The following is a 22340-nucleotide window of genomic DNA, read 5'->3' on the forward strand; positions in this document are numbered from 1 at the left end:
GGTTCTTTTTTTGGAATAAAGTGCCGAAACTTATCTAGCAATAATTGCTGAATCTAATTTAGCATTAACAGGTGAAACAAATCTTTGAAGAGTTATATTCTAAAAATTTGAATAAAGCAGAAAACAACATTGAGATTGATAATATTAGTGGCTTCGTATTTATAAATTCCTATGGGAATTGTATGAGACGAGATAATTTGTATCGTGCACTAAAAAGATTAATTACAGAATTTAATAAGGAACAATTAAAAATTAAAAGTAATTTTCAGTTGACTTATTTCACTTGTCACGTACTTCGACATACGTTTGCTACAAGATTAGTTGAGAATTAAGTTAATATAAAAGTAGTACAAGAAATTTTAGGTCATGCTAAAATAGAAATAACAATGAATATGTATGTAAATGTGTCTGAAAATTCTATAATGATTGAATTAATAAACTAAAATATTTTACTTAAATACACCAATTCTAAACCTTTTTTTGAAAAAATATACTAAATAAAGTAATAATTTTAAGTACAAGTTAATCCCGTATATAAATTGATGTTATAAAATTTTAACGTTAAAATAATCTTATACAAAAAATGAAAGAGATTTTTTCATTGTCAATAACTGAGAATGGATTTAATTGGTGGTCACTTATTATTGGAATTATTTATATTGTTTTAGGAATACTTGCTTTTAACAACCCACTTGGAAGTGCCAGTTTTGTCATATATTTATTTGCTTTTGCGGTAGCGTTTAAGGGGATTGCGCAAATTATAATTCGTAATCGCTTAAAAGAATACTCAGGGATGACGAATAATTGGATGATTGTGATTGGTATCATCGATATTATTATTGGTGTATTCTTATTCTTTAACGTCACTGCCGTTTTTATTGCTTTACCAATCGTATTTGCGATGTGGTTTATCATTGATTCAGTCATTGCCTTGATATCAGCAAGAACGATTAGAAAATATAGTAAAAGAAATTTCTGGTTAATTGTGTTTTTATCTATTATAAGTATCATCATTGGAATTATATTAATCTTTAATCCAATCGCATCAATTCTGACAGTTGCTTATTTAGTTGGGATTTACTTCACGCTAAACGGGTTATCATTTGTAATCCAAGCTTTTTAATATAATAATAAATTTGAAAAGAGAGTGTTAACACTCTCTTTTTTGTATAATGAGAAGGCAAAGGAGGTTTAAACATGAAGAAAATTAATAAAGAAATAGTCATAGACACAATACCTATCAGAGATAAAGATACGTATAAAAATAAAATGGGGCGCATATTATGTGTTGGAGGCACTCATGAAAAGGGGGGCGCCATTATCATGAGTGGTCTGGCTGCTTTGTATTCTGGCGCAGGATTAGTGACTGTCGCGACGGATCAAGTGAACCGGACTAGCTTACATACTCATGCGCCAGAAATTATGTTTATTGATATGTATGAGTCTGATAATTTAATTGAAGCAGTAAAAGAAAAAGATGTAATAGTGATTGGACCAGGTTTGGGCTTGACTGAGAAAAGTCGAGAAGTGCTTAAAACAGTCCTTCAATCTGCTTCAGGTGAGCAATATCTGATCATCGATGCCGATGCGATTACGCTACTTGCTGAAGGGAAAGTCAAGCGAGAAACCAATGGCCATTGTATCTTCACGCCTCATCTTGGTGAGTGGCAGAGACTCATAGGTCTAAATAAAAATAAATTAACAGTAGAAAGTAATCAACAAGCTCAGAAGGATTTACAAAGCATAGTTGTATTAAAAGGATCGCCTACACAAGTGTATGTTGACTCAGATGTCTTTGAAAACACAACAGGTAATCCCTCGCAAGCGACCGGCGGGATGGGAGATACGTTGACTGGGATTCTAGCTGGTTTCATTGGACAAATACCGAATGTCAAACAAGCAATTCTTTCAGCTGTGTTCATTCATAGCTACATTGCGGATCAATTAGCAGAAACTCATTATGTCACATTACCAACGCAAGTGATTCGAGAACTACCAAAAGTGATGAGAAACTTTGCAGATGCAAAATAATAAACAAATGAAAAAGGCTACTGACGAGTAATCCGGTCAGTAGCCTTTTATATGTAAATAATTATTTGTTTCTCAAACGTAAGGCATTGAGTAATACGGAAATTGAACTTAAACTCATCGCAGCCGCAGCAAACATTGGACTTAATAAAGGTCCATCGAAGAAGAGGTAAAGTAATCCCATCGCGATTGGAATCCCAATGGTATTGTATCCAAAGGCCCAGAATAAGTTTTGCTTGATGTTACGAATAGTTGCATGACTTAAGCTGATTGCTTTTGGAACATCACGTAAGTCATCATGCATTAAGACGGTATCAGCTGAATCCATAGCTACATCGGTACCAGAACCAACTGCCATCCCGATATCAGCTTGAGCTAAAGCAGGCGCATCATTAATACCATCACCAACCATAATTACTTTCTTTCCTGCATTTTGTAACTCTAGCACAATGGCAGATTTATCTTCTGGCATGACTTCACTTAGAATGCGGTCAATACCAAGTTCTTCCCCAACAATATTCGCTGTGTATTGGTTGTCACCAGAGGCCATAATGACTTCAAGACCTAGGTCTTTCATCTCTTTAATTGCTTGGCTCGATGTTTCCTTAATAGGGTCCATAACGGCAATAATTCCAATCACTTCATTATCTAAAGCAATATACATCGGTGTTTTAGCTTCATTGGCTAATTGTTTGACTTGTGCCTCTAATGAACTAGGTACTTCACTTAGAGAGTTCATTAATTTTTTATTCCCAATCGCAATTTCTCTGCCTGCAATGTCTGCTTTAATTCCACGTGCAGTTATGCTTTCAAAATGATCGGTTGGCAGTAAGTTAATTTCTTTCTCTTCGCTATACTTCACAATGGCTGATCCTAGTGGATGTTCAGAGACCGATTCTGCTGAAGCAACCAGTTGTAAGATGTCATCTTTATCAAAGCTTTCGTTAATGATGTAATCTGTAACAGTCGGTTCACCTTCTGTAATCGTTCCAGTCTTATCTAATAGAACAGTCGTCGCGTTATGTATATTCTCTAGCGTTTGTCCGTTTTTAATTAAGATGCCTTGACTCGCGCCATTTCCAGTACCAACCATGATGGCTGTGGGAGTTGCTAAACCTAGGGCACAAGGACAAGCAATAATTAAAACACTAATAAAGATATTTAAAGCAAAGTTCAGCGGTTCGCCCATCACAAAGAACCAGAATAGACCAGATAGAATCGCAATAATAATAACGATGGGTACAAAGTAACCTGAGATGATATCGGCTAATTTGGCAATCGGTGCTTTAGAACCTTGAGCATCTTGAACCATGCGAACGATTTGAGAAATCATCGTATCTTGTCCAATGCGAGTAGCTTTATATTTAAAAGCACCTGTTTTATTGATACTGGCCCCAGTGACTAAGTCACCAACTGTTTTTTCAACAGGTAAACTTTCACCTGTTAACATGGACTCATCAATGCTCGAATGACCTTCAACCATTTCACCATCGACGGGTAAACTTTCCCCTGGTCGAACTTGGATAATATCTCCAATGTTTAACATTTCAACAGGAATCGTCTCAACTTCTCCGCTCTCACGTACGACACGAGCTGTATCGGGAGCTAATTCCATTAAGCTTTTAATCGCTGAGGATGTTCTTCCTTTAGCCAGCTCTTCCATATATTTACCTAAGGTCATTAAAGTTAAGATGACAGCAGCTGATTCAAAGTATAATTCTAAATGTTCATGCGTATCCACTTGTCCGAAAAGGATTAAAGCAGTCATCACGATACCTTGCAAGTATGCTGCACCCGTACCAACAGCAACTAAGGAATCCATATTTGGGTGTCCATTAAATAATGTTTTGAACCCACGTTTAAATATGTCTAAACCAAAATATAAGACGGGAGTCGTTAATATTAATTGTAATACCGCATTGGCACCCGGATGAATACTTGGGTCAATCACTGATGGTAAAGGCATTCCAACCATTGGGCCCATCGTTAGAATAAAAAGGGGAATGGTAAAAATAGCCATCTTAATTAATGTTTGTTTCATAGAGTTTAACTTAGTTTCCTTACGTGCCTGATCTACTTCGTACTGCTCTTTGGCAGATAATGCTAGCTCTGCTTGATAACCCGTGTCAGCCACGGTTTCTTGGATTAATTGAGCGTCTGCAGTCTCTTCCCAAGTTACAGATAATTTTTCAGTAGCTAAGTTAACGGAAGCAGAGTGAACTTGTGGGAGTTTTGCCACTGCTTTTTCAACAGTTTGTGCACAGCTCGCACAAGTCATTCCTGTCACAGAAAAGTTTTGAAAAGTATCATCTGAACGAGTAGGTTCAGTTTGAGTAACTAACGTATAGCCTGCATCGGATACAGCTTTAGAAATATCATCGAGTGATAGTTTTGACTCATCAAAGTCGACACTTACTTTTTCTGTTAATTGATTCACTGAGGCTTCATTGATACCATCCAATTTATTCACAGCTTTTTCAACAGAAGTCGCGCATGCAGCACAGTGCATGCCTTCAATGGCATAAGTTTTCAATAAATAAACCTCCTATTCTTATTAAAGTAATTGGTAACCAGCGTCAGACACAGCTGTTTGCATGTCTACTTTTGAAACAACAGTATCATCATATGTAACATCTGCTGTTTTATTGGCAAAATCGACCGTTGCTTCAGATACACCATCAAGATTTGATAAAGTATTTTGGATTGTTTTACTGCAATTCATACATCCCATACCTGTGACTTCAAATTGTTCTTTTTTCATATTAATTTCTCCTTTTATTTAATTTATTATTATTAATGTAAATGACAGTGACATTGTCCGACAGCACATTCACAAGCTACTTCCTCTGGTGCTGTGAGTGCTTTTGTTTGGAGTTGTGATATTAACTCTTGAATTTGATCTTGCGATAAGTGATTTGTGTCAACAAGGTGAATAATGAGGCTGCCGCGTTCTTTCGTACATATCGAGTCGAATACTTTATCGGCTTTTAAACGATTAGCCTCAAGTTCTGAAATACTCGGTTTGTATTTTAAAACCGTATCGGTCTTTATTTTTTGAATATTTTCTTTATTTACTAAACGGTTTATGAGTGATTTTACTGTTCCTTCTTTCCAATCGAGAATGTCTAACACTCGGTCAATGATTTCTCGACTTGTTAAAGGAGCATCTGCCCATAACACGCGCATCACTTCCCATTCTGAATCGGAAATGTTTAAATCTTGAATACTTAATTGTCCAGTCATAATTTCCCTCCTAACACGGGGTTACACGTGTAACCTAAATAAAGCAAGAGCAAATTACAAGCTTTTTAAATTTTATTGAATATACTAGAACTATGAATAAAAAACGAAACAGACACAACATATAGTGTGGATTTGTTTAGTGAAGCACAATATTTAGAGTTAATCAACCTTTTATTTGAAGTGTATCCATGCTAATATATAGTACTAAAGAGGACGGTGTAATGATGAAAATTATATATATGTCTATCATAGGCAATACACGGCGTTTTGTTGAAAAGTTAGAAATGGACTCTTTGGAGTTGTCTGAAGTAAATGCATTTACTGAAATACACGAAAACTTTATTATGATCGCACCAACATATGCAATTGAAATGACTGATATTTTGAATGATTTCCTAGAGACTGGCGATAATTTATCCTATTGTCAGGGCATCATCGGCGCAGGAAATCGAAATTTTAATGAGCTTTACTGCTTTACAGCAGAAGATATTGCGCTCGATTATGATGTCCCATTATTGTATCGCTTTGAGTTTCAAGGCTCGGATAATGATGTAAAAAAAGTGAAGGAGATTGTGACTGAAATTGAAAACACCAACTATGTCTAAAACACCCAATGAAATTACATATTTCAAATTAAATAACGAATTAAATATTCCAGTAGATAATAAAATCCCATTAGAGAAAGATAAAGAGGCGGTGCGTGCATTCTTCCTAGAGCATGTGAACCCTAATACTGTGTTTTTCTATACATTAGATGAAAAATTAGATTATTTAATTGAACATGACTACTTAGAAGTAAGTTTCTTAAATAAGTATGACCGTGAATTCATTAAGAAATTAATGCAAACAACTTATGAGAAGAAATTCCGTTTCAAATCATTTATGGGCGCACATAAGTTTTATAACCAGTACGCTTTAAAGACGAATGATGGGGAAAGATACTTAGAACGTTTCGAAGATCGTATTGTGTTTAATGCCTTATTCTTAGCGGACGGGGACGAAGTTCTTGCAACAAATTTACGTGATGAATTAATCGCTCAACGCTTCCAACCTGCAACGCCAACATTTTTAAATGCTGGACGTAAACGTCGTGGTGAGATGGTATCTTGTTTCTTAATTGAGATTAGTGATGATATGAACTCAATTGGACGTAGCATCAACTCTGCCTTACAATTAAGTAAGCGTGGTGGAGGCGTAGGTCTAAACTTATCAAACTTACGTGAAGAAGGCGCACCGATTAAGAAAATCGAAAACGCGGCTTCAGGTGTTGTACCAGTTATGAAGTTATTTGAAGATTCATTCAGCTACGCCAACCAATTAGGACAAAGAAATGGTGCTGGAGCGGTTTATTTATCAATCTTCCATCCAGACATTGTCCGCTTCTTATCAACTAAAAAAGAAAATGCGGATGAGAAAATCCGTGTGAAAACTTTATCGCTTGGAGTAACGGTTCCAGATAAATTTTATGAATTAGTTGCAGAAGACGCTGATATGTTCTTATTCAGTCCTTATGATGTTGAACGTGTTTATGGCGAGCCTTTTGCTTATGTGGATATTACGGAAGAGTATGAGAACATGGTTCAAAATAAAGAAATCCGTAAATACAAAGTCAAAGCACGTGAATTAGAGAACGAAATAAGTAAATTACAACAAGAATCGGGCTATCCATATATTATTAATATTGATACAGCCAATGATGCGAACCCAATTGATGGGCGCATTGTAATGTCTAACTTATGTTCAGAAATTTTACAAATTCAACAACCATCAATTATTAATGATGACCAAACCTTTGAAGATGAAGGAATTGATATTAGTTGTAACTTAGGTTCTACAAATATTGTGAATATGGTCGATTCACCTGACTTTGCTAAATCAGTGGATACAGCTGTCCGTGGTTTAACATTCGTTACAGATCATACCAGTATCGATGCTGTACCAAGTGTGCGTAGAGGGAATGAATTAAATCATACCATCGGTTTAGGTGGCATGGGACTTCATACGTTATTCGCAATTAATCAAATCTATTACGGATCTGATGAGTCTTTAGAATTAACAGAAGCATATTTCTATGCGTTAAACTACTGGTCATTAGTATCAAGTAATCAAATTGCACGCGAACGTGGTGAAACTTTCTATAATTTTGAAAATTCTGATTATGCTAATGGTTCATACTTTGATCGTTATATTGAAGAACCATTTGTTATTGAAGATGAAAAAGTAAAAGAAATCATGAAAAATGTGCCACTTCCAACTGCAGAAGATTGGAAAACGTTAAGAGATATGGTTCAAAAAGATGGTCTATATCATGCTTACCGTCATGCGATTGCACCAACTGGAAGTATCTCATATGTAAACGAGACAAGTGCGAGCTTACACCCAATTACACGTCTAATTGAAGAGCGTCAAGAGAAGAAAACGGGTAAAACATATTACCCAGCGCCACAATTATCAAATGATACGATTGACTACTATGAGTCAGCTTACGATATTGATATGCGTAAAGTCATCGATGTGTATGCAGCGGCTCAAAGACATATCGATCAAGGAATGTCTTTAACATTGTTCATGCGTTCAGAATTACCTGAAGGGCTTTATCCTTGGAAACGTCCTGGCGAAAGAAAGATGAACACGAGAGATTTAAATATCCTACGTAACTATGCTTGGAACCAAGGCATTAAATCAATTTACTATGTTCGTACATTTACGGATGATGGCGATGAAATTGGAAGTAATTATTGCGAGAGCTGTTCAATTTAATAAGTTTTATAAAGGAGAATAAATGCATGGTAGAACCAAATTACATAGCGATAAATTGGAATGATATCGAAGATACCGTTGATAAATTGACTTGGGAAAAGCTGACTGAGCAATTTTGGTTAGATACACGTATTCCAGTATCGAATGATTTAGATGATTGGCGTCGTCTTTCAAAAGCAGAACAAGATATGTTAGGGAAAGTCTTTGGTGGCTTAACACTTTTAGATACACTGCAATCTGAAGAAGGGGCTGTTGTCTTATTAGATGACGCAAGAACACCACATGAAAAATCTGTTTTAAGTAATATCCACTTTATGGAAGCGGTACATGCCAAATCATATTCAACGATTTTCATTACATTGAATACAAACTCAGAAATTGACTCAATCTTTGATTGGACGAATACGAACGAATTAATCCAATTCAAATCGGATAAAATTAATGATGCGTACCAAAATGGTACACCGCTACAAAAGAAAGCGGCAAGTGTCCTACTTGAATCATTCTTATTCTATTCGGGTTTCTACGCACCATTATGGTATTTAGGAAACAACAAAATACCTAACGTAGCTGAAATCATTAAACTTATCTTACGTGATGAATCTGTTCACGGAACTTATATTGGTTATAAATTCCAATTAGGCTACAATGAGTTAGGCGAAGCAGAACAAGAAGAATTAAAAAACTGGGTCTTTAACTTACTATTTGAATTATATTCAAATGAAGAAAAATACACGTCTCATTTATATGATGAATTAGGTTGGACAGAAGACGTGAACACATTTGTTCGCTACAATGCGAATAAAGCTTTACAAAATATGGGCTTCGAACCTTTATTCCCTGATACAGCTGAAGATGTGAATCCAATTGTTATGAATGGTATCTCAACAGGAACAAGTAACCATGACTTCTTCTCACAAGTTGGAAATGGTTACCTACTTGGAGAAGTTCAAGCTATGGAAGATAATGACTACAAGCAATGGGCAATTAATGACCGTCGCAAACAACGTATGCAATATCGTCAAGAGAAGAAACGTCGCCGTGAAGAAGCGAAAAATGCTCAAGCGTCAGCAAAAGCAACAGATTGAACTTATAAACTCAATGAGGGATCACAAAAGTGATTCTTCATTGAGTTTTTTTATGTTCAAAAAGCCAGTCAACATGTAATTAGTGGTTTTAGGCATGAAAACCCTTTATAATGAAGTATAAGAGAGGTGTGATAGCGTGAAGAAATGGAAATGGGGAATATTGTTTCTAACTGTATTTTTCCTATATGCATGTGAATCTCAAGAACAGTCAACTACTACGTATCCTGACGCCAACTACACAACCGAAATGGCCCAAGAAACTGACGAAAATGTCAGTCGCCAACAAACAAATGAAGATCGAGATATTATCTACACGGCCAATGTGATTTATCAAACGATTCGTTATGATGAAGCGAAGCAAAGTATTGAAGAAATTATTGAGGCCAATAATGCTTATATTCAATATCAAGATGAATCAATGAATGAATACAGTTATGCAGAAAGTTCTCAGTCGCTCACGTCATTAAGTTTGATGATCAGAGTTCCTCGAGACAATTATGAAGAGACGCTCACACAGTTTGAAAACAATGACCAAGCTCAACTTATTCAACTATCACGCGGTTCTCAAGATGTAACTCAACAAGTTCAAGATATTGAGATTCGTATCGAAGCGATTGATTCTAGAATTGACCGACTGAATGAACTTAATGATCAAGCAGAGTCCGTTACGGATTTAATTGAAATCCAAGGCGCTTTAGAAGAAGCAATTGCGAGTCGGGAAAGTTTATTAGCAGAACAATCTTCTGTCTCCGCAGAAGTTGAAAATGCAACGATACACTTGAATTTACAAGAAGTTGTTGAGTTATCTGATGGAAGTGAAAGTCAATTGACTTTCTGGGATCAAATTGTCGCAGCCTTTAACGATACTTGGGAAAATTCAATTGAAGCTTTCCAATGGGGGATTTTAACAATTATATTCTTAATCCCTTACATCATCGTGATTATTATCATAATATTAATCATACGATATGTCTTGCGTCCATTGTTTAGAAAAATTAAAGATGTCTTACCAAAGAGGAAAAAGAAAGCTATAAGTGAGGCTAATAGAGAAAAGAACAACTTTAATACAGAAGATTGAGTAAAACAGTTTCAAAAATTGTAAAAAACGTGTAATATTAAGTAGTAAGCGTTTATTATAAAGTTAAATTATGGGAGGAATATCTAGAATGGATATGTTTAAATCGTTATCACAGAAGATTGAAGGAAAAAAGGTTAAAATTGTTTACCCTGAAGCTACTGATCCACGTGTTTTAGGAGCAGCTGTTCGTCTACATTCAGATAAATTAGTAGAACCAATTTTATTAGGAAACCCTGCTGAAGTTGAAGCAATTGCTACAGAACGTAACTGGAACATTGGTGATTTAACAATCATCGACCCTAACAACTATGACGAATTCGATGCAATGATCGCATCTTTCGTAGAACGTCGTAAAGGTAAAAACACTGAAGAGCAAGCACGTGAAATGTTACGTGACAATGCTTACTTCGGAACAATGTTAGTTTACATGAACTTAGCAGATGGATTAGTGTGTGGAGCTCAATACTCAACAGGTGATACTGTTCGTCCAGCACTACAAATCATCAAAACTCGCCCAGGAGTTAAATTAACAAGTGGTGCGTTTGTTATGGTTCCACCTAACAATGACGGTGAACGTTTAATCTTTGCTGACTGTGCGATTAACATTAACCCAGATGCGCAATCATTAGCTGAAATTGCTGTAGAAAGTGCACAAACAGCTAAAATGTTCGATATTGATCCTAAAGTTGGTTTATTAAGTTTCTCAACTAAAGGTTCTGCAGCTTCACCAGAAGTTGACAAAGTCGCAGAAGCTACTCGTATCGCGAAAGAATTAGCTCCTGACTTAGCTATCGATGGAGAATTACAATTTGACGCAGCTTACGTTGAGTCAGTTGCTGACAAAAAAGCACCTGAATCAGAAGTTGCTGGTAAAGTGAACGTATTCGTATTCCCAGAAATCCAATCAGGTAACATTGGTTACAAGATGGCTCAACGTTTAGGTAACTACCAAGCAGTTGGTCCAATCTTACAAGGTTTAAACAAACCTGTTTCTGATTTATCTCGTGGATGTATCGAAGAAGATGTTTATAAAGTTTCAATTATTACTGCTAACCAAGCAATCATGTAATTGAGTCTTTTCACTCATAAATAAGCGAGAGCTAGAAATACTACCAAAGATAGTATTTCTAGCTCTTTTTGTTGTGGAGAAAGAACTGTAGAGCTTATTTCAGGGAGAACGGCTCGGTGACCGTAGTGGACCGGCTTCAGCTAATCATCTAGCGTTGCTAGCTGATTGAGCATCCGTCTCGTTGTGCTACTAAATCCTTACGTCGCTACCGCTCCTACGGCTTCATGTATGCCCAATCGTCCTGGTACTACGGTACCTCACCATTCTCCCTTCAATAAGCAACGCTAGCTGTGTATTACACAGAGTTTTCTATATTTATGTGGTTATGGTGTCGAACTTAGATTTTTTATAATTCCTTGTCGTTCGTGTTATTCTTAATACGGTTAGTGATTTAAGTATAGGTACTCTAAGTTGTATTATTGTGAAAGATGAATATTTTGTTATAGAATTTAATAGAAGCAAGCATTAAATAGAATATATAAATGGAGGAGATACTATGTCTAAAGTTGAAGTAGGTGGGCTAATTGTCTTGTTTGGGGCAACAGGTGACTTAGCTGAGCGACAATTGTACCCAGCTTTTCACCAACTATATCAACGTGGTCAGTTAACGGAGGATTTTGCGATTATCGGTGCAGCGCGAACGCAATTCACTGAGAACGAATTTAAGGAACATGTGAGGAAAGCGGTTGAAGCGGGTAGTAATTTTACTGAATTTGAAGAAGCATTTTTAGAACATATTTATTACCAACCAGCTGACAATACAAAAGTACAAGATTTTGAGAAACTTATGACGAAAATTAAAGAAGTTTCAACGACTCATAATACTTCCAATCGATATTTATATTACTATTCCATTGCACCAAGTATTTATGATGAAACGACAGTTAATTTAAAAGAGTCAGGCATTACTGGATTAACTGGAGAACATCGTGTCGTTGTTGAGAAGCCATTTGGTTATAGTTTAGAATCAGCCAAAGAATATTATCAAATATTAAAAAAATCATTTAATGATGAAGAAATATTTTTAATTGATCACTTCCCAGGAATGGATTTTGTTCAAAACATACTGGCAACTCGATTCTACAATCCATTTATTGAAGGTATTTGGAATAATAAATTTATTGAGAACATTCAAATTAACTTACCGGAACGGCTTGAAGTTGGAGACCGTGGGGCATTTTATGATGAGAATGGTGCGTTGTTAGATATGTTCCAAAATCATATACTGCAAATACTTTCATTCATTATTATGGATTTGCCTGAGGAGTTAGAAAAAGATGCGATACATAGTGAGAAGCACGCAGCCTTAAGTCAAATACCAACATATTCGAAAGAGGAAGTGAAAGAGTTTGTTGTTAGAGGTCAATACTCAGCAGATGCTGAAGGGGAATATAACCATTACCGCGATGAACCAGATGTAGCGAAAGATAGTAGTACGGAAACATACATTGCGATTCAATTATCTGTCGATAATGAGCGTTGGGAGGGTGTTCCTATTTACGTTCGTACAGGAAAAGCGTTAGTTGAACAATTTTCTTCGGTTGATATTATATTGAAAGAGAGAAATGGTGATTCTAACGATACACCAAGTAGGCTCACTTTTTATATTGAACCTGGTAAAGGTTTGGCAATGGTTTTAAACCAGAAAGATATTGAAGCAAATATGGAACCAATCACGACATTTATTGGTCCAGACCAAAATACTTTCGGGAAAGGGTATGTTCCAACACCTTATGAAAACTTATTACATGATGCATTAGAAGGGGACAATACGTTGTTTAGTTCTTGGGAAGAAGTGCAAGAACAATGGCGTATTACCGATGCCATTAAAGAGGCATGGAATGATATGTCAGATCCTGACTTTCCTAATTATCAAGCAACGTCCTTTGGACCAAGTAGTGCGGATCGATTATTAACAAGAAATAATCATGAATGGATTAAACGCGTAAATATAAAAGAGTAGTACACAAAAAAGAGCGCCTGACCTAAGTCAGACGCTCTTTTAAATTGCAAAATTTAGCTTATTCAGGAACTACGTTAATTGGGATTTCATCGATCGTACCATAGTACCAATCAATTTCGTCTCCTGCTTCTAATGTTTGAGAAACAACACCAAGTTGTGCGTATTCTCCATTGTATACGTAAGTCCATGTATTACCTACAGTATAGTCATTTTCGTAGCCTTCAATTGAATCAACAACACCTTCAGTTTCGTTGAAGTTAAATGTTAATTCTTCGTTTGATTCTAGTGCTTCTAAAACGCTTAATCCTTCAGCATCTTCAACTGAGAATTCAGCGATTGGCGCTTCTTCACCTGTTACGTAAAATGCAAATGTCGCTGCTGTTTCGCTAGCTTCTTCTGTATCTTCAGTTGCCGATTCGCCTTCTTCGGTCGTACCTTCACCATTGTCAGATGCTGCTGCGTCTGATTCTTCAGAACCTTGTTCTTCGCCTGATTCTTCAGTTGCTTCGCTTTCTGCGTCCCCAGAAGTACTTTCAGTTGACTCTGTAGATTCTGTTGATACTTGTTCAGTTGACTCAGCTGGAGCACTCTCTGCTGGCTGTTCTTCAGTCGAACTTTGACAAGCTACTAGTAGCAATGCTAAAGTCGGTAGAGTAATTAATTTGATAAATTTTTTCATAAAACTGCCTCCTTACGTTAATATGTTATAGGTATAAATTATCAGTAAAACGGCATAAAGTCAAATGATTCGCAGTTTCAACACACTTTGTTTATAATTGGCTTATTAAGAATAAAGCGTGAATTTTTTAAGAAGTACAAGGAGATTATATATAATGTCATACAAAATTACACAATCTGCTGAGGAAACGAAACAAATCGCAGCAGAGTTAGCGCAATTGATGGAACCGGGTAAAGTTATTAGCTTGAAGGGAAACCTGGGAAGTGGTAAAACCACTTTTTCTCAAGGGTTTGCGAAAGCTTTAGGAATTAAAAGAGCGGTGAAAAGTCCAACTTATACCATAGTAAAGCAGTACCCCCTAGATGATCAAGGGAAGCTTTTTAATCATATTGATGCCTATCGCCTCGAAGAAGGTGGAGCTGAATCGATTGACTTGGAAAGTTTTATAGACGATGATACGATAACATTAATAGAGTGGGCAGAATTTGTCATTGATTATATGCCAGAAACTTATTTGGAAATTGAATTAGAAGCAGTTGACAATGATGAACGTAAAATACAAGTGCGAACCGTAGGTCAAAGTGATGACTACGACCAATTAAGGAAAGAATGGACTCAGGACTGGAAAGGATTGTGATTGTGTGAGTAATTACAACAAATACGTACATGAAGCAGAAGATGAGCCAATCGAAACAATCATTAGAGTAGCAGAGCCAATCGATGCAAAGGCAATACTAGGCTTATTAAGACATGTAGGGAAAGACACCCCGTATTTGTCGGTTGGTCCAGAAGGGGCGAATATGTCCGTGGATCAGCAAGTAGAATTAATTACGAGATACAATGAATCAAATAATAACATTATGTTAGTAGCAGAATCAGATGATCAAATTGTCGGAATGGCTACAGTTGCTGTGATTGATAATAATCGTCAAAGCCATGTGGCTGAAGTTGGCGTCAGTATTATTAAAGAATATTGGGGTTACGGCATAGGATCAATTCTCACTGAAGAAATGATTCAATTTGCAAGCTACGCAGATATTAAAGTGCTAACCTTGGAAGTAGTAACAAAAAATATCCGAGCAATTAAATTATATGAGAAATATGGTTTTGAAATAGTTGGAACACTATCGAAACGTTTAAGAAATGATTTTCACTATTATGATACTTATGTCATGGAACGGTTGATTGATTAATATTCAAAGAGTTTCTCATCATAGATTTACTTTACTTTTTAAACATAATTAATTAGAATAGATAAGTATTGATTATGAAAGAAAGGTCGAGTTATGGACTATAAGCTATTAAAAGAAGCTCACCCTAATTTAAATATAAAATTTAACCACGCACTGTCAGATTACAGTTATACTAAAACTGGCGGCGAAGCGGATGTTATTGCATTTCCGAAATCAAAAGATGAAGTGAAACAAATTATTGATTGGGCAAAGGAATTTGATGCCCCGTTAACAATTCTAGGTAACCTCAGTAATTTAATCGTTAAAGACGGCGGCATACGCGGTATTGTCATGATTTTAACAGATATGAATGCAATCTCAGTCGATGGTCATTATATTTATGCAGAGAGTGGCGCAGGTATTATTGAAGTAAGTCGTGAGGCCTATCGCCATTCATTAACTGGCTTAGAATTCGCTTGTGGAATTCCAGGTAGTGTTGGTGGCGCGGTATTTATGAACGCGGGTGCTTACGAAGGTGAGATAACGGATATTAATGTAAAGATTGAGGCAATCAATCGCGAAGGACAATTTTTAACTTATACGAATGAAGATGCAGAATTTGCCTATCGTCATAGTATTTTTCAAGAGAATGATAACATTATCTTAGGCGTATCCTTTGAACTTCAACCTGGAGATCAAGAGGCTATCAAAGAAAAAATGGATCATTTAACTGAATTACGTGAATCGAAGCAACCTTTAGAGTACCCATCATGTGGAAGTGTATTTAAACGCCCCGTAGGTTACTATACAGGAAAGTTAATTCAAGATGCTGGTTTACAAGGACATCGAATTGGTGGTGCTGAGATATCTCGTAAGCATGCTGGATTCATCATTAACGTAGGTGGAGCCACAGCAACAGATTATGTTGAGATGATTGAATACATCCAAGAGACAATCTGGAATTTAAATTCAGTTAGACTTGAAACCGAAGTTCGAATTATTGGACGGGAAGCAGAATAATTGAATGAGATATACTGAAACCAACCTAACACATTCTGTAAAAGAATTGCTTAGGTTGGTTTTTTTGTAAATAATATAAAAAGATAGATGGGGGTTAATAGTTATGCAAGAGAGAAAAGTTTATATATTATCAATTAAAAGAACCGCAGTAGGAAGTTTTCTAGGGAGTTTATCTGATTTATCACCCGCTGAGCTTGGCTCAAAATTACTAGAAAAGATGTTAGAAGAAGACACGATCGTCAAAGACAAGGTGGATGAAGTAATCATCGGGAATATCTTAAGTGCAGGTCATGGCCAAAATATTGCCCGACAAGTTTCTGTTAACGCAGGCATTTCAATCAATGTACCAGCTTATGGGGTGAATATGTTGTGTGGGAGTGGTCTAAAAGCCATTAATGAAGCATATAACCATGTCAAACTAGGTGATGCGGACTGTATTATTGCCGGTGGAGTGGAGTCGATGAGCCAAGCTAAATTCGCAACGAGAGGCAACATTCGAAAAGGAAATAAAATGGGTGCCTTTTCTTTAGAAGACACGATGTTAACAGATGGATTAACAGATGCCTTTTCAGGAATTCATATGGGAATAACCGCTGAGAATATTGCAAGTAAATTTGAAATCACTCGTGAAGAACAAGATGAATTTTCCATGAATACGCAAGAAAAAGCAAGACTCGCTCAAAAAGAGGGGAAATTCAAAGATGAAATTGTACCAATAACAGTTCAACAACGTCGTCAAGCAGTCGTATTTGAAGAAGATGAATACATCAATCATTCAACAAATTTAGAAAAGTTAAATAACTTGCGTCCGGCTTTCGATAAAGAAGGGTCAGTCACTGCAGGGAACGCATCAGGAATCAATGACGGGGCAGCTTTTGCTTTTGTAGTATCAGATGCATTCGTTAAAGAACACAACTTAGAACCATTAGTTGAAGTGTTAGGCTTTGGCCAAAGTGGGGTTGATCCAAAAAATATGGGAATTGGACCAGTTAAAGCAATCAATAGTGTCATGAAGAAGACGGGTTTAAGCTTAGAACAGTTTGAAGTTATTGAATTGAATGAAGCTTTTGCATCACAATCGATCGGTGTTATGAAAGAATTGACTAAAGATACGAGCTTAACTTATGAAGCACTCGCGGCTAAAGTAAACCCCAATGGTGGTGCGATTGCCATTGGACATCCGATTGGAGCTTCAGGAGCTCGAATAAGTGCCACCTTGATACATGAAATGAAACGCACTGAGTCCGAATATGGACTGGCATCTTTATGTATCGGGGGCGGCATGGGAATTAGTATGGCAGTTAAGAACGTGTAAACAGACCAAAAATGGTCCATATTATATAAAACATCTGAGAAACTCAACAATTCTAGTAAACATTTACCTAGAGTTGTTGAGTTTTTTTGTAAAGGATTATAAACGCTAATATATCAAGCTTTATAGCAAATTAAAAAAAGTAGAATATTGGGAAAAATAATTGTGTCTTACTTAAACACCGTGTGCTATAATTTCATCTCGAAAGACTAATTTTCTTTCAAATCGGTTTCAAAGGAGTCAATAATGACAAAAATTTATGCAGAGGAGAATGTGCATATGGTAAAACAAGATTATAGTGTCGAGTTGCATGGAGTAACAAAATCCTTCGACAATACACAAGTGTTAAAATCCATTGATATGGAATTAGAGAAAGGTAAATTTTATACTTTATTAGGTCCGTCAGGATGTGGTAAAACAACGATTCTACGTATTATTGCTGGTTTTACAAAGGCATCATCAGGCCAAGTCTTAATCGATGGTACTGAAGTTACGAGAGTTGCAGCAAATCAGCGGAAGGTTAACACTGTTTTTCAAGATTATGCACTTTTCCCGCATATGAATATCTTTGATAACATCGCTTTTGGCTTGTCTGTCAAAGGAGTCGATAAAGCGACGATTAAGGAGAAAGTTTCAGAAATGTTACGTTTAGTGCGCTTAGAAGGGTTTGAAGAGCGTTACATTGATGCGTTGTCAGGTGGACAAAAGCAACGTGTAGCGATTGCGAGAGCATTGATCAATGAACCAGATGTTCTTTTATTAGATGAACCCTTGTCTGCGTTAGATTTAAAGTTAAGAACAGACATGCAATATGAATTGCGCGAATTACAAAGACGTTTAGGAATAACGTTTGTCTTTGTTACTCACGATCAAGAAGAAGCTCTAGCTATGTCGGATTGGATTTATGTCTTAAATAACGGTGAAATTGTTCAATCAGGAACACCCGTCGATATTTATGATGAGCCGATTAACCATTATGTCGCAGACTTTATTGGTGAGAGTAATATTGTAGCTGCGAAGATGATCGAAGATTATCGGGTTGAATTTGTCGGTCATACGTTTGACTGTGAAGATGGTGGGATACCAAGTGGTGAAGCGGTAGAGGTTGTTATTCGCCCCGAAGACGTTGAAATTACGTCACCTGAAGCAGGTCAATTGATTGCTAAAGTAGATACGCAATTATTCCGTGGTGTCTTTAACGAAGTCATTGCTTACGACGAAGATAATAATGAATGGATGATTCATACAACTAAAAAAGTTGAAACTGGTTCTCGAATCGGATTGCGATTCGGTCCAAGCGATATTCACGTGATGCGTTTCAACGAATCTGAAGAAGATTTCGATGCCCGTTTAGAACAGTATGAAGACTAGAGGTGGGCAATGAATACGAAAAAACATCATTTATTAGCGATACCGTATTACTTATGGATTATATTGTTTGTCATTGCACCGATTCTTTTATTATTGTATCGGTCATTCTTTAATATCGCCGGTCAGTTTACTTTTGATAATTATATTCATTATTTTACGAATCGAAATTATTTAGTTATGACTGCTAGCTCATTTTTATATGCTTTTTTAGTCACATTGGTCACACTGGTTATTGCGTATCCAATGGCGTATTTTTTAACAAAGACCAAGCGTAAAGATTTGTGGCTATTGTTGATTATCTTACCTACGTGGATAAATTTATTACTTAAAATCTATGCATTTATTGGGATTTTAAGTCAAACAGGACCAATCAATTCATTTTTAACGAATTTAGGTTTTGAATCACAACAGTTATTATTTACGAATATTGCCTTTTTATTAGTGGCAGCCTATATTGAATTACCGTTTATGTTGTTGCCAATCTTTAATTCGATTGATGAGATACCACATTCACTGATTGAAGCAAGTACGGACTTAGGGTCAAGTGAATGGGTGACAGTGAGACGAGTAGTGATGCCATTATCGATGCGTGGAGTGAGAAGTGGGGTTCAAGCAGTATTTATCCCTTCTCTATCTTTATTCATGTTAACGCGTTTAATCGGTGGGAATCGAGTCATTACCTTAGGAACAGCAGTGGAACAGCATTTCTTAGTGACCCAAAACTGGGGAATGGGTGCCACGATTGGTGTTGTCTTAATGGTTTCAATGGTATTAGTTATGTTCCTTACTCGTAGCCGTAACGATCAAGGAGGTGCAAGTAATGACTAAAGGGAAGTTTAAATGGTCTAACTTATATATTATCTTAGTATTTATTATTTTGTACTTACCAATTGGGTATTTAATTGCGTATTCTTTCAATAGTGGTGGGAATATGTCTGATTTTACAGGCTTTACTTTAGAACATTATCAGACATTATTTGCTGATCAGCGGTTATTATCATTTATCATGAATACGTTTATCATTGCCTTACTGTCAGCGACGATTGCGACAGCGATTGGAACTTTTGGGGCGATTGCCATTTATTATGCGCGCGTGAATAGTCAGCGGCAATTTTTATTGAATACGAATAATGTCTTGATGGTCACACCAGATGTTATGATGGGGGCAAGTTTCTTAATATTATTCTCTAGTATATTGCCACTTCGTTTAGGTTTTTGGAGTGTCCTTTTGGCTCACGTAGCTTTTAGTATTCCAATTGTTGTGTTAATGATTTTACCTCGTTTATATGAGATGAATCCGAACATGATTACTGCGGCCCAAGATTTAGGGGCGACGCATTGGCAAATATTATCACGTGTCGTTATACCAAGTATTGTTCGTGGTATTGTATCTGGTTTCTTTATGGCTTTTACCTATTCACTCGATGATTTCGCGGTAACATTCTTCGTTACTGGGAACGGCTTTAGTACTGTTTCGATCGAAGTGTATTCAAGAGCGCGAACAGGTATTAGTTTAGAAATTAATGCTTTAAGTACATTAATGTTTGTACTCGCGTTAGCTTTAGTCTTTGGTTATTATCAAATCCAAACGAGCGATCAAAGACGTATTCGTAAACAAGCCAATAAAAAAGTAGGTGGTCTGCGATGAAACAATTAATGACCATGTTAGTAGGAATTTTACTGATTGTTGCTGTGTTATTTGGTTTTAGACATCAGTTAGAAAGTAGTTTAGGACTGACAGATGGCAATACGATTGTCTTTTATAACTGGGGAGATTACATTGACCCAGAATTATTGACTCAGTTTGAGGAAGAGACAGGTTATTCGGTTATCTATGAAACCTTTGATTCGAATGAAGCGATGATGACGAAGATTGAACAAGGCGGAACACGTTATGATGTAGCAGTTCCTAGTGAGTATATGATTGAACAAATGATTGAAGCAGACTTGTTACAAGAGATTGATCATTCATTGTTACCTAACTTAGAGAACATTAATCCGCGGTTCTTGGATTTAGAGTTTGATCCGAATAACCGTTTTTCGATTCCGTATTTTTGGGGAACATTAGGTATTATCTACAATACGAATTATGTTGATGAAAGTGAAGTTCAACAGTGGAATGATTTGTGGAATCCGAAGTTCCGAAATAATATTATGATTTATGATGGGGCGAGGGAAGTCTTAGGAATTGGCTTACAATCACTGGGCTATTCATTAAATGAAACAGATAGTACAAGATTAAGAGAAGCAACGAACAAGATGAAAACTTTGATGCCAAATATATTAGCCCTTGTTGCAGATGAGATGAAGATGCATCTTGGTAACGAAGAAGCGATGATTGGGGTGACGTTCTCTGGAGAAGCGTCCATGGCAATCTGGGAGAATCCAGAACTTGCCTATGTCCTACCGGAAGAAGGGTCAAACCTTTGGTTTGATAATATTGTGATACCGCATAATGCGCAAAATGTTGAAGGGGCGCATGCCTTAATTGACTTCTTACTTCGACCGGAAGTGGCAGCACAAAATGCTGATTACGTCGGTTATTCAACACCGAATGAAGCGGCGATGGCTTTAATGGATCCAGAAGTCATTTCGGATGAAGCTTTTTATCCAAGTGAAGATGCATTAGATAAATTGGAAGTATATCGCGGATTAGGGCAAGAGAAATTAATTGAATATAATGATTTATTCTTAGAAGTGAAGATCGAACCAAGAGACTAAACGGTTTTCCAATAAAAAATAAGAGGATTGATAGATGGTGAGTTATTAGACTTTTCCATTTATTCAATCCTCTTTTGTTGTTATTTAATATATTTGTAATCTTAAAGGAGAGGTGGATTTTATAATGAACTTAGCCACCTATAAAAAGGCATAAAAAAATACGCCCTGTGAATTTTCATGTTATATTGAAGTTACGACAACTCTCAATAGACAAGGATGAATTCACATGACGCAAACTAATTCTAACACAAATGTCCGTAAAGGAAAACACCTGACCGACGGCGAACGTTATCAAATCCAGATTTTATTAAAGGAAGGCTACTCCCATCGCCATATCGGCCGTGTTTTAGGCCGCAATCATCAAACCATCAATAATGAAGTCAAGCGAGGCACTGTGAGCCAAATCAATCGCGTGACGTCTAACGGTAAGGATTATACTTACTCCGATGACCTTTATTTTGCCGATGCTGGTCAAGCCTATTATGATGAACAGCGTTTGAAGAGTGGTCGCCAGCCTAAATGGCTTCAAGCCAGCCTTTTTATGGAATGGGCTGATCAAAAGATGTTAGAAGAGAAATGGTCCCCCGACGCCGTTGTTCAAAGAGCGCGCAAAGATGGCCTCTTTGAGGACGCCCTCATTCCGTGTACAACCACCCTCTATGATTGGATTGATCGCGGGGTGATGCGGACTAAAAACATGGATTTACTTGAGAAATTGTCTCGCAAATCAACGCCCAAATCTCAAGGCCATCGTCAAAACAAGCGCATACTGGGTCCTTCCATTGACCTGCGTCCGGAGGCAATTAATGACCGGTCTGAATTTGGTCATTGGGAAA

General features: G+C 36.7%; 22 protein-coding genes. 18 read left to right on the forward strand and 4 right to left on the reverse strand.

What is annotated here, in order from left to right; genetic code table 11:
* Positions 1 to 71: 71 nt before the first annotated feature.
* The 3 genes from ACFO5Y_RS11125 (at position 72) to ACFO5Y_RS11135 (ending at position 2031) form a co-directional block, all read left to right on the forward strand.
* On the forward strand, positions 72 to 332 hold the full coding sequence (locus ACFO5Y_RS11125; protein WP_380706674.1) for a tyrosine-type recombinase/integrase: 261 nt from the start codon (positions 72 to 74) through the stop codon (positions 330 to 332).
* Positions 333 to 601: 269 nt separating this feature from the next.
* Entirely contained in the window at positions 602 to 1123 is a 522-nt protein-coding gene (locus ACFO5Y_RS11130; RefSeq protein WP_197105192.1) for an HdeD family acid-resistance protein, read from the forward strand.
* 74 nt (positions 1124 to 1197) lie between these two features.
* Positions 1198 to 2031 carry an NAD(P)H-hydrate dehydratase gene (locus ACFO5Y_RS11135; protein ID WP_197105191.1) on the forward strand — a complete coding sequence of 278 codons (834 nt, stop codon included), beginning with the start codon at positions 1198 to 1200 and terminating at the stop codon, positions 2029 to 2031.
* A 61-nt stretch (positions 2032 to 2092) separates the two neighbouring features.
* On the opposite strand, the gene ACFO5Y_RS11140 is transcribed toward ACFO5Y_RS11135, so the two are convergent.
* Genes ACFO5Y_RS11140 through ACFO5Y_RS11150 form a run of 3 tightly spaced genes read right to left on the reverse strand, consistent with a single transcriptional unit; the run spans position 2093 to position 5271 of the window.
* Positions 2093 to 4561 carry a heavy metal translocating P-type ATPase gene (locus tag ACFO5Y_RS11140; protein ID WP_197105190.1) on the reverse strand — a complete coding sequence of 823 codons (2469 nt, stop codon included), beginning with the start codon at positions 4559 to 4561 and terminating at the stop codon, positions 2093 to 2095.
* Between the two features lie 21 nt (positions 4562 to 4582).
* Positions 4583 to 4789: a heavy-metal-associated domain-containing protein gene (locus ACFO5Y_RS11145; protein ID WP_197105189.1), complete on the reverse strand. Its 207-nt coding sequence runs from the start codon at positions 4787 to 4789 to the stop codon at positions 4583 to 4585.
* Between the two features lie 32 nt (positions 4790 to 4821).
* Complete coding sequence (locus ACFO5Y_RS11150; RefSeq protein ID WP_197105188.1) at positions 4822 to 5271, reverse strand: BlaI/MecI/CopY family transcriptional regulator; 450 nt, start codon at positions 5269 to 5271, stop codon at positions 4822 to 4824.
* Positions 5272 to 5492: 221 nt separating this feature from the next.
* Here ACFO5Y_RS11150 and nrdI point away from each other — a divergent pair, with 221 nt between their 5' ends.
* The 6 genes from nrdI (at position 5493) to zwf (ending at position 13229) form a co-directional block, all read left to right on the forward strand.
* A complete protein-coding gene (gene nrdI, locus ACFO5Y_RS11155) occupies positions 5493 to 5876 on the forward strand; it encodes a class Ib ribonucleoside-diphosphate reductase assembly flavoprotein NrdI (protein ID WP_380706678.1) in 384 nt (127 codons plus the stop codon).
* On the forward strand, positions 5869 to 8031 hold the full coding sequence (gene nrdE, locus ACFO5Y_RS11160; protein WP_197105195.1) for a class 1b ribonucleoside-diphosphate reductase subunit alpha: 2163 nt from the start codon (positions 5869 to 5871) through the stop codon (positions 8029 to 8031). The genes nrdI and nrdE overlap by 8 nt, the downstream gene beginning before the upstream one ends.
* A gap of 26 nt (positions 8032 to 8057) precedes the next feature.
* Positions 8058 to 9119: a class 1b ribonucleoside-diphosphate reductase subunit beta gene (nrdF, locus tag ACFO5Y_RS11165; protein ID WP_138404099.1), complete on the forward strand. Its 1062-nt coding sequence runs from the start codon at positions 8058 to 8060 to the stop codon at positions 9117 to 9119.
* Positions 9120 to 9255: 136 nt separating this feature from the next.
* Positions 9256 to 10197: a DUF4349 domain-containing protein gene (locus ACFO5Y_RS11170; protein ID WP_197105187.1), complete on the forward strand. Its 942-nt coding sequence runs from the start codon at positions 9256 to 9258 to the stop codon at positions 10195 to 10197.
* An 88-nt stretch (positions 10198 to 10285) separates the two neighbouring features.
* Positions 10286 to 11266, forward strand: a complete 981-nt coding sequence (gene pta / locus ACFO5Y_RS11175) for a phosphate acetyltransferase (RefSeq protein ID WP_197105186.1) — start codon at positions 10286 to 10288, stop codon at positions 11264 to 11266.
* 496 nt (positions 11267 to 11762) lie between these two features.
* The gene (gene zwf / locus ACFO5Y_RS11180; RefSeq protein ID WP_197105185.1) at positions 11763 to 13229 is read left to right on the forward strand and encodes a glucose-6-phosphate dehydrogenase; all 1467 of its coding nucleotides are present in this window, start codon (positions 11763 to 11765) and stop codon (positions 13227 to 13229) included.
* Between the two features lie 58 nt (positions 13230 to 13287).
* Here zwf and ACFO5Y_RS11185 read toward each other — a convergent pair whose 3' ends face one another.
* Positions 13288 to 13908, reverse strand: a complete 621-nt coding sequence (locus ACFO5Y_RS11185; RefSeq protein WP_197105184.1) for a DUF4430 domain-containing protein — start codon at positions 13906 to 13908, stop codon at positions 13288 to 13290.
* Between the two features lie 154 nt (positions 13909 to 14062).
* Here ACFO5Y_RS11185 and tsaE point away from each other — a divergent pair, with 154 nt between their 5' ends.
* The 9 genes from tsaE to ACFO5Y_RS11230 all read left to right on the forward strand — a co-directional run.
* Entirely contained in the window at positions 14063 to 14545 is a 483-nt protein-coding gene (gene tsaE / locus ACFO5Y_RS11190) for a tRNA (adenosine(37)-N6)-threonylcarbamoyltransferase complex ATPase subunit type 1 TsaE (protein WP_197105183.1), read from the forward strand.
* A 4-nt stretch (positions 14546 to 14549) separates the two neighbouring features.
* Entirely contained in the window at positions 14550 to 15101 is a 552-nt protein-coding gene (locus ACFO5Y_RS11195; protein WP_197105182.1) for a GNAT family N-acetyltransferase, read from the forward strand.
* 93 nt (positions 15102 to 15194) lie between these two features.
* Positions 15195 to 16100 carry a UDP-N-acetylmuramate dehydrogenase gene (murB, locus tag ACFO5Y_RS11200; RefSeq protein ID WP_197105181.1) on the forward strand — a complete coding sequence of 302 codons (906 nt, stop codon included), beginning with the start codon at positions 15195 to 15197 and terminating at the stop codon, positions 16098 to 16100.
* A 103-nt stretch (positions 16101 to 16203) separates the two neighbouring features.
* Positions 16204 to 17415: an acetyl-CoA C-acetyltransferase gene (locus ACFO5Y_RS11205; protein WP_197105180.1), complete on the forward strand. Its 1212-nt coding sequence runs from the start codon at positions 16204 to 16206 to the stop codon at positions 17413 to 17415.
* A 276-nt stretch (positions 17416 to 17691) separates the two neighbouring features.
* The gene (locus tag ACFO5Y_RS11210; RefSeq protein ID WP_197105194.1) at positions 17692 to 18783 is read left to right on the forward strand and encodes an ABC transporter ATP-binding protein; all 1092 of its coding nucleotides are present in this window, start codon (positions 17692 to 17694) and stop codon (positions 18781 to 18783) included.
* A gap of 9 nt (positions 18784 to 18792) precedes the next feature.
* Positions 18793 to 19611, forward strand: a complete 819-nt coding sequence (locus ACFO5Y_RS11215; protein WP_197105179.1) for an ABC transporter permease — start codon at positions 18793 to 18795, stop codon at positions 19609 to 19611.
* A complete protein-coding gene (locus ACFO5Y_RS11220) occupies positions 19604 to 20431 on the forward strand; it encodes an ABC transporter permease (RefSeq protein WP_197105178.1) in 828 nt (275 codons plus the stop codon). The genes ACFO5Y_RS11215 and ACFO5Y_RS11220 overlap by 8 nt, the downstream gene beginning before the upstream one ends.
* Positions 20428 to 21504, forward strand: a complete 1077-nt coding sequence (locus ACFO5Y_RS11225) for an ABC transporter substrate-binding protein (protein WP_197105177.1) — start codon at positions 20428 to 20430, stop codon at positions 21502 to 21504. Before ACFO5Y_RS11220 ends, ACFO5Y_RS11225 begins: the two co-directional genes overlap by 4 nt.
* Before the next feature lie 226 nt (positions 21505 to 21730).
* Positions 21731 to 22340 (forward strand): IS30 family transposase (locus tag ACFO5Y_RS11230; RefSeq protein ID WP_380706685.1); only part of this gene is annotated, 610 nt, incomplete at its 3' end.

Source organism: Ruoffia tabacinasalis (genome assembly GCF_042652985.1).
Lineage (GTDB): Bacteria > Bacillota > Bacilli > Lactobacillales > Aerococcaceae > Ruoffia > Ruoffia tabacinasalis.